At 71.6% G+C, this 8,565-nt stretch carries 8 protein-coding genes, 1 pseudogene and 1 riboswitch; of the genes and pseudogenes, 7 read left to right on the top strand and 2 right to left on the bottom strand.

What is annotated here, in order from left to right:
• The 7 genes and pseudogenes from C1J00_RS47230 to C1J00_RS32750 form a co-directional block, all read left to right on the top strand.
• Positions 1–133 (top strand): annotated as a pseudogene (locus C1J00_RS47230) (rhomboid family intramembrane serine protease); the annotation flags it as partial.
• The gene (locus C1J00_RS32725) at positions 130–411 is read left to right on the top strand and encodes an Lrp/AsnC family transcriptional regulator (protein WP_030848030.1); all 282 of its coding nucleotides are present in this window, start codon (positions 130–132) and stop codon (positions 409–411) included. The pseudogene C1J00_RS47230 and the gene C1J00_RS32725, both read left to right, overlap by 4 nt.
• Before the next feature lie 90 nt (positions 412–501).
• Positions 502–819, top strand: a complete 318-nt coding sequence (locus C1J00_RS32730) for a small secreted hydrophilic protein (RefSeq protein ID WP_102912603.1) — start codon at positions 502–504, stop codon at positions 817–819.
• On the top strand, positions 743–2,260 hold the full coding sequence (locus tag C1J00_RS32735; protein WP_180989777.1) for a sensor histidine kinase: 1,518 nt from the start codon (positions 743–745) through the stop codon (positions 2,258–2,260). Before C1J00_RS32730 ends, C1J00_RS32735 begins: the two co-directional genes overlap by 77 nt.
• Positions 2,257–2,922, top strand: a complete 666-nt coding sequence (locus tag C1J00_RS32740) for a response regulator transcription factor (RefSeq protein ID WP_102912605.1) — start codon at positions 2,257–2,259, stop codon at positions 2,920–2,922. The genes C1J00_RS32735 and C1J00_RS32740 overlap by 4 nt, the downstream gene beginning before the upstream one ends.
• Positions 2,923–2,979: 57 nt before the next feature.
• A complete protein-coding gene (locus C1J00_RS32745) occupies positions 2,980–4,395 on the top strand; it encodes an SLC13 family permease (protein WP_102912606.1) in 1,416 nt (471 codons plus the stop codon).
• A 9-nt stretch (positions 4,396–4,404) separates the two neighbouring features.
• Entirely contained in the window at positions 4,405–5,601 is a 1,197-nt protein-coding gene (locus tag C1J00_RS32750) for a glycerate kinase (protein ID WP_102912607.1), read from the top strand.
• Here the strand turns inward: C1J00_RS32750 and C1J00_RS32755 are convergent.
• Together C1J00_RS32755 and trpD are read right to left on the bottom strand one after the other, a co-directional pair.
• Positions 5,556–6,923, bottom strand: a complete 1,368-nt coding sequence (locus tag C1J00_RS32755) for an aminotransferase class V-fold PLP-dependent enzyme (RefSeq protein ID WP_102912608.1) — start codon at positions 6,921–6,923, stop codon at positions 5,556–5,558. The genes C1J00_RS32750 and C1J00_RS32755 overlap by 46 nt on opposite strands.
• 163 nt (positions 6,924–7,086) lie before the next feature.
• Positions 7,087–7,203: riboswitch (SAM riboswitch) on the bottom strand.
• Positions 7,204–7,276: 73 nt separating this feature from the next.
• Complete coding sequence (gene trpD / locus C1J00_RS32760) at positions 7,277–8,341, bottom strand: anthranilate phosphoribosyltransferase (protein WP_102912609.1); 1,065 nt, start codon at positions 8,339–8,341, stop codon at positions 7,277–7,279.
• Positions 8,342–8,565: the final 224 nt, after the last annotated feature.

Here is an 8,565-nt window from a genome sequence, read left to right on the forward strand (position 1 = left end):
GGCCTACCTCGCCCACCTGATCGGATTCGGTCTGGGCTTCGGCTACGCGTCGGTCCGCTACGGCCGTCCCACCGGCCCCACTAGAGTGAAGGCCGCCCCTGCTCCGGCCCCCGAGGGAGAGAACCAGCCGTGATCACCGCGATCGTCCTCATCAAGACCAGCGTGGACCGGATCCCCGAGATCGCCGAGTCGATCGCGGCGCTGGACAGCGTCAGCGAGGTCTTCTCCGTCACGGGCACCTACGACCTGATCGCGATGGTCCGCGTCAAGGAGCACGAGGACCTGGCGGAGGTCATCCCGGGCCGGATCAGCAAGATCCCGGGGGTGGAGGGGACCGACACGCACGTGGCGTTCCGTACGTACTCGCAGCACGACCTGGAGGCGGCGTTCTCGATCGGGCTGGACAACTGAGGACCGCTCCCGGGCGAAGAGCTCCCGGATGAAGAGTTCTTCATCCAGCCCTCATCCTTCTCACCGTGTTCCCGGCGAATGATCGGGCACATGGCTTTCACTCGTCGTATGGCGGCCTTGTCCGCCGTCGTTCTGATCCCGCTGGGTATCGCCGCGACCAGTTTCGCGCTCTCGGACCGCCCGGAGTCTCCGAAGGTCCCCTCCAAGGTGGTGCTGGACAGCGAATCCCCCAAGCCCAAGCCCACACCCACCAAGCCCACGCCCGATCCCTCTCCGGACGACGAGGTCGTGCCGCGGCAGCCGGTGACCGACAGCCCCACGATGGATGACGATGACGACGACGGTCAGGGTGCCGGAGACGACGGACCCGACGACGGAGGCGACGACGGAGGCGACGACACCAACTGACCCGGCCCGCCGACGGATCACCGCCCGGGTCCGCATCCTGCTGTGGTTGCTGCTCGTCATGGCGGTAGCGCTGATCGAGGTGACCACGACCACCCGTTCGTTCCTGATGCGGGACGTCGACAACCGGATCAACCGTCTGCTCACTCAGGAGGCCGACGAGTTCGCCGGCTTCGAGGAGCAGGGCAGGGACCCCCGGACGAACCGTCCGTTCACCACCGCGCCCCGCCTGCTGACGGTCTTCCTCCAGCAGCAGAACCCCGACGCCGATGAGGAACTGATAGGTCTGGTCCGCAGGCCGGACGGTGGCCTGGGCCAGATCCGGCAGCAGGGCGCCATCCACGCGGGGCTGCCCCTCCACCAGGACGCCGACGCCAGACGCCGCATCTTCGACTCGCCGGAGTCCTCCGGCACGGTGCAGCGGCCGCAGGGCGAGATCCGGTGGGCCAAGGTCACGGTGGCCCGGGCGGGTGCGGAGCCGGACGCCGCGTTCGTCGTGGCCATCCACCCGGAGCCCGAGCGGCAGCGGGTGAACAAGGTGTTCCGCACCCTGCTGATCATCTCCGGCGTCGCCCTGCTGCTCACCACCGGCATCGCCTGGGTGGTCGCAGGACGCATCCTCAGGCCGGTACGGCTGGTGCGCACCGCGGCCGCCGAGATCACCGAGCAGGACCTCACCCGTAGGATCCCCGTGCACGGCAACGACGACATAGCGGCTCTCGCCGAGACCTTCAACGGCATGCTCGACCGTCTGGACCGGGCCTTCGCCGGGCAGCGCGAGTTCGTCGACGACGCGGGCCACGAGCTGCGCACCCCGATCACCATCGTGCGGGGTCATCTGGAGGTCATGGGCGACGACCCGGCCGAACGCGAGGAGACGGTCCGGCTGGTCACCGACGAACTCGACCGGATGAGCCGCATCGTCGAGGACCTGCTGGTCCTGGCCAAGACCGAACGTCCCGACTTCGTCGTCCCCGAGCCGGCCCAGGTGGCCGAACTGACCGCCGACGTCTTCGTCAAGGCCCGCACCCTGGGCAAGCGCGACTGGCGGCTGGCCGAGGTCGCCGACGTGGAGACCGAACTGGACTTCCAACGGATCACCCAGGCCATGGTGCAGCTCGCGCAGAACGCCGTGCAGCACACCATGCCCGGCCAGACCGTCCGCATCGGCTCCCGGACGGCCGGCCCGCACATCGAGCTGTACGTCGCCGACACGGGCACCGGTGTCCAGCCGCAGGACGCCGGGGTCATCTTCGAACGTTTCCGGCGAGGCACCGCCCGGCGAGGCGCACGCGGCTCCGGCGCCGGACTCGGGCTGGCCATCGTCAAGGCCATCGCCGAGGGGCACCACGGCCACGTCCGGCTGTCCGACACCCCCGGCGGCGGCGCCACCTTCACCCTCGTTCTGCACGCGTCACAGGCACCGGAAGGCCATCACACGTGAACCGCATCCTCATCGTCGAGGACGAGGAGCGCATCGCCTCCTTCGTCGAGAAGGGCCTTCGCTCGAACGGATTCACCACGACCGTCGTCACCGACGGCGACGCCGGCTACGAGTACGCCCTGACCGGCGGCTTCGACCTCGTCGTCCTGGACATCAACCTGCCCGGCCGCGACGGCTTCACGATCCTGCGCGAACTGCGCGAGGCACGGGTGAGCACCTCGGTGATCGTGCTGACCGCACGCGACTCCGTACGGGACGCGGTGGCCGGCCTGGAGGGCGGCGCCGACGACTGGATGACCAAGCCGTTCCGCTTCGAGGAACTGCTCGCCCGGGTCCGCCTCAGGCTGCGTACGGCGGCCAGGGCGCCGGAGGTGACCGTGCTCAGGGCCGGTTCGCTGAGCCTGGACCTGCGCACCCGGCGCGCCAGGTCCGGGGAGCGGACCGTCGACCTGACGGCCCGTGAGTTCGTCCTGCTGGAGCTGTTCCTGCGGCACCCGGGGCAGGTGCTGTCCCGCGAGCAGATCCTCTCCCACGTGTGGGGCTACGACTTCGACCCCGGTTCCAACATCGTGGACGTCTACGTCCGCACACTGCGCAAGAAGCTCGGCGCGGAGCGGGTGGAGACCGTGCGCGGGATGGGGTACCGGCTTCCCACCGGGTGAAGTTCCTTTCATGTTCGGCTCATCGACGGCTCACCCCCCGGATGAACCCTCGATGACGTGACATGGAACCTACGAGCTCTCACTGCCCTGTGCGTGGCACTGTCGCTGTGCGCCCTGCTGGCCGTCCCGGGAAACTTCCCCGGACTCGGCGGTGACGCCCGCTTCACCCTCGCCGTGTTCGTCCTGGCGACCTGTGCGTGGATCGGGACGTCGATAGACGACACGTACATCGCGCTGGGCGCCGCGCTGGCCCTCACGGTGACCGGTGTGATCAGCAACGACACCCTGTTCGGCACTCTCGGCGACGACACCGTGTGGCTGCTGATCTGCGCGTTCGTCCTGGCGGCGGCGGTGGCGCGGACCGGGCTCGCCGGCCGTGCCGCGGTCTTCCTCGTCAGCGGAGCCCGTACCGTGCGGCAACTCGTGCACCTGACGACGGCGGCCCTGGTCGTCACGGCGTTCGCGGTGCCGGCCACCTCCGGCCGGGCCGCGCTCGCGCTGCCCGTGTTCCTCGCCCTCGCCAAGGTCCTCGCCGACCGAAAACGACTGGTCGTGATGCTGGCACTGCTGTTCCCGACCGTGATCCTTCTGTCGGCAGTAGCGACTTTGATCGGTGCCGGCGCGCATCTGATCACCGTGTCGGTGCTGTTCGAGGCGACCGGGCAGCACATCGGCTTCACGGAGTGGCTGCTGCTGGGCCTTCCCCTGGCCGTGGTGTCGTCCCATCTGGCCGCCGAGCTGGTGCTGCTGACGATGACGCGACGCGAGGACCGGCGCGGACCCGTCCACATCACCGCCCAGCAGATCCAGGAGCACAGCGAACAGGCGGTCACCGGCTCATGGACGCAGGCCGAGAAGCGTTGCGCCCTGCTGCTCGCCACGGTCGTGCTGCTGTGGTGCAGCGAGCCGCTGCACCACCTGCCGCCCGCGATCGTGGCGCTGATCGGCGCGGTCGTGGCCGCCTCGCCCGCCCTCGGCACCGTACGCCTGAAGGACGCTCTGAAGACCGTCCCCTGGTCGCTGCTGTTGTTCATGGCGGCGACGATGGCGATGGGAGTCGCGCTGGCCGACTCGGGAGCGGCGAAGTGGCTGGTCTCCGGCCTGCCGACGAACGAGCCCCCGATGGTGTTCCTGGCGATAGTGATCGTCGTCAGCACGGCGGCACACCTGGTCCTGCAGTCCCGCTCCGCCCGCTCCTCGGTCCTGGTCCCGCTCGTCGTGGCCGCCTCCGTCGGCGTCGGCGTCAACCCGGTCGCCGCCGCGCTCGCCTCCACCGCCGCCGCCGGCTTCTGCCACACGCTGCCCGCCTCCGCCAAGCCGGTCACGCTCTTCGCGCAGATCCCCGGCACTCCCACCTACACCCCCCGCGACCTGCTGCGGCTGTCCGCCTTCCTGGCCCCGTTGACCGCCGCGCTCGTCCTGCTCTTCGCCGTCGCGGTCTGGCCGCTGCTCGGCGTCTCCCTCACCCGCTAAGGAGCCCTCATGCTGAACCGTGTCGTCGTAGCCCCCAGTGGTTTCAAGGAGTCCCTGTCCGCGGAGGCCGCCGCCGACGCCATCGCCGCCGGCGTACGCCGGGTCCTGCCCGGCGCCGAGATCGACCTCGTGCCGCTGGTGGACGGCGGTGAGGGAACGGCTCTCGCCCTGGCCGCGGCGACCGGGGGCAGGATCGTCACCACGCCGGCGACCGGCCCGGTCGGGGAGACCATCGCCGCGCACTTCGCCCTGCTGGGCGGCGGGGACACCGCCGTGGTGGAGATGGCGGCGGTGGCGGGCCTCTCCCTCGTGCCGCGCGACCTGCGCGACCCGGGCGCCACCACCACGTACGGCGTCGGCGAACTGATCCGTGCCGCCCTGGACTCGGGCGTCCGGCGGATCCTCGTCGGCTGCGGCGACTCGGGCACCTCGGACGGGGGCGCGGGCGCGCTCCAGGCGCTGGGCGCCCGGCTGCTGGACGAGGACGGCCGGGAACTCGCCCGGGGCGGGCGGGAGCTGACCCGCCTGCACCGCGTCGACCCCAGGGGCCTGGACCCCCGCCTCGCGGAGGTGGAGCTGCTCGTCGCCTGCAACCCGTACAACGTGCTGTGCGGCGAGCGGGGCGTGGCGCGGGTCTTCGGTCCGCAGAAGGGCGCGACGCCCGCACAGGTGGAGGAGCTTTCGGCGGCCCTGGAGAACTGGGCGTTCGTCCTCACCCGCGATGCCGCCATGTCGGACAGCGACCTTCACTCCGGGCCGGGCACGGGAGCCTCCGGCGGGCTGGGAGCCGGGCTGGCCGCCCTGGGCGCGCGGCTGCTCCCCCGCTTCGACGTGCTGCTGGACCACCTCGACCTGGACGCCCGGCTGGCCGGCGCCGACCTGGTCGTCACCGCCGAGGGCGCCCTGGACCACCAGACGCCCCGCGGCAAGGTCCCCGCCGAGGTGGCCCGCCGCGCCAAGCTCTACGGCCGTCCCGTCCTGGCCCTGGCCGGCACGCTCGGCGAGGGCGCGGGCGACGTGCCGGGCGTGGACGCCTGCCACGGCATCCTGCCCGCCCCGATGGAGCTGGCCGAGGCCCTGCTCCGCGCGAGTGAACTCCTCACGGACGCCACCGAACGCGCCCTGCGCATGATCGTCCTGGGCACCCGGCTACCGGTGGTTCAGGCGGAGGTGTCCGGCACGCAGCGCCCGTCCTCCGTGCGGTAGTTCCACTTCGCCCCGTCCGTCACGAGCTCCTTCACCGCCCGCACGAACCGCTCCACGTGCTCGTCCGGCGTGCCCGCGCCGAAGCTGACCCGGATGGCGTTGAGCGACTTCTCCCCGGGCGCGGCCTCCGGCGACCCGCACTCGCCCTGCGACTGCGGGTCGCTGCCGAGCAGTGTGCGCACCAGCGGGTGCGCGCAGAACAGCCCGTCCCGCACGCCGATGCCGTACTCGGCGGACAGGGCGGCGGCGAAGTGCGAGCTGTTCCAGCCCTCGACGACGAAGGAGAGCACGCCGACGCGCGGCGCGTCGTCCCCGAAGAGGGACAGGAACCGCACCTGCGGGACGTCGGCGAGCCTCTCCCGCACGGCGCGGATCAGGTGCTGCTCACGGGCGACGAGGCTGTCGAAGCCGGCCTCGGTCAGCGCCTTGCAGGCCGAGGCGACGGCGTAGGCGCCGATGACGTTGGGCGACCCGGCCTCGTGGCGGGCGGCGCCGTCGTGCCACTCCACCTCGACTCCCCCGTCCTGGCGCCGGCCGACCTTGCGGCTGGCACCGCCGCCCGCGAGGTACGGCTCGGCGGCGCGCAGCCAGTCGGCCCGCCCGGCCAGGACGCCGGAGCCGAAGGGCGCGTACAGCTTGTGCCCGGAGAACGCGACCCAGTCGACATCGAGGTCCCGGGCGGACACCGGGTGGTGCGGGGCCAGCTGGGCGGCGTCCAGCACGATCCGAGCGCCATGGGCGTGGGCGGCCGCCGCGAGTTCCCGTACGGGCCACAGCTCGCCCGTGACGTTCGAGGCGCCGGTGACACAGACCAGGGCCGGTCCGTAGGGGTCACGGCCGGCGAGGGCGCGCTCCAGGGTCTCGACGGCCGCGCGGGGGCTGCGCGGGGCGTCGAGGCAGGTGACGCGGGCGTTGCGCCAGGGCAGCAGGGCGGCATGGTGTTCGGTCTCGAAGACGAAGACCTGGCAGTCGGCGGGGAGGGCGGCGGCGAGGAGGTTGAGGGAGTCGGTGGTCGACCGCGTGAACACGACCTGGTCACCCTCGCGGCAGTCGAGGAACTCGGCGACGGTCCGGCGGGCGTTCTCGAACAGGTCGGTGGAGAGCTGGGAAAGGTACCCGGCACCCCGGTGCACGCTGCCGTAGTACGGCGCGTAGGCGGCGACGTCGTCCCAGACGCGCTGGAGTGCCGGGGCGCTGGCGGCGTAGTCGAGCGCGGCGTAGGCGACCTCGCCGCCGGTCACGAGCGGCACGGTGACATCCCGTCCCAGAACGGGCAGCGGGGCACAAACGGAAGGGGCCGAGGCAAGGGTGGAGACGGACATGGGTGAACTCCCGTGAAGGCAGATGGCATCCGCCCGCGAGCCGGTACGGCTGCCAGCGGGGGGGGAAAGGAAAGAGGGGTGCGGAGGCGGGGCTCTGCGGCCCTAGCGCATTCGCTTGCTCACGGGAGGCTCCTCGACGACCAGGACCCCTGGTATCTCGAGGGGTCCGCGCTTGCCACAGACCTCGCTGCCTGCGGCCTGGTCTTCACCCGGGGCACCCCGCCACGGACGGAGGGTTGCCGGACAGTCGGCCGGGGCCTCATGACTGTCACTCATGACCTGATCAGGAACGTATGCGAAAAGATCGGCGTCCCGCAACCCGAGTCCGGATCGCGGGACGCCGTCAGGGTTCCCTATGCGTTGCTCGCGGCCACCCAGCGCTCCAGCGTCCGCTTCGCCGCCCCCGAGTCGATCGACTCGGCCGCCTTCGCCATCCCGGCGCGGATCTGCTCGGCCAGCGGCGCGGCCGTCGGCTCCAGGGCCACCAGTGCCGCCGCCGAGTTCAGGATGACCGCGTCGCGGACCGGGCCGGTCTCGCCGTCCAGCAGGCGGCGGGCGACCTCGGCGTTGTAGGAGGCGTCCGCGCCGCGCAGCGCTTCCACGGGAACCAGTTCGAGGCCCACGTCACGCGGGTCGAAGGACTGCTCGGTCACCTCGCCGTCCCGGACGATCCACACCCGGGAGGTGGCCGTCGTGGTCAGCTCGTCCAGGCCGTCGTCTCCCCGGAAGACCAGGGACGAGTTGCCGCGCTCGGCGAAGACGCCCGCGACGATCGGCGCCATGCGCGGGTCCGCCACACCGACCGCCTGGGCACGGACCCGGGCGGGATTGGTGAGCGGGCCGAGGGCGTTGAACACCGTACGGATGCCCAACTGACCGCGTGCCGCGCCCGCGTGCCGCAGCGCCGGGTGGAACTTCACCGCGAAGCAGAAGGTGATCCCGGCCTCGTCGGCGACCTGCGCGACGCGGTGCAGGGGGAGCTCCAGGTTGACCCCGAGCTTCTCCAGCACGTCGGAGGCCCCGGACGCCGAGGACGCGGCCCGGTTGCCGTGCTTGACGACCTTCGCACCGGTTCCGGCGACGACGATCGAGGACATCGTGGAGATGTTGACCGTCTTCGCCCCGTCACCGCCGGTGCCGACGATGTCGACCGTCGCCCCGGGCACCTCGATCACGTTGGCGTGCTCGTACATGGTGCGGACCAGGCCGTTGATCTCCTCGACGGTCTCGCCCTTGGCGCGCAGGGCCACGACGAACCCGGCGATCTGCGCCTCGGTCGCCTCGCCGCGCATGATCCGGTCCATCGCCCAGGCGGTGTCGTCCGCGCTCAGGTGCCTGCCGTCCAGCAGGCCGTTCAGCAGCCGGGGCCAGGAGCGGCCCGCCGCGGTGTCGCCTCCAGCGGGGGTCACAGCGCTCATAAGCCGCTCCAGGGTCAGGCGTCCCGCAGTGCGGGACGAGAGTCTCAACGGGTCCACCCTATCCAGGCCGGGGCATGGCGAAGGGCCCCGTCCGAACGGCGAATTCCAGGGGTCGTAGCAACACAGTGATCAACTGGCTGTCGCCAGGAGCTTAGCGAGACGCTCGGCTGGGGTTTCCCAGCCGAGCGTTTTGCGCGGGCGGCTGTTCAGCTCGGCAGCCACGG

Source organism: Streptomyces cahuitamycinicus (assembly GCF_002891435.1).
Taxonomy (GTDB): domain Bacteria; phylum Actinomycetota; class Actinomycetes; order Streptomycetales; family Streptomycetaceae; genus Streptomyces; species Streptomyces cahuitamycinicus.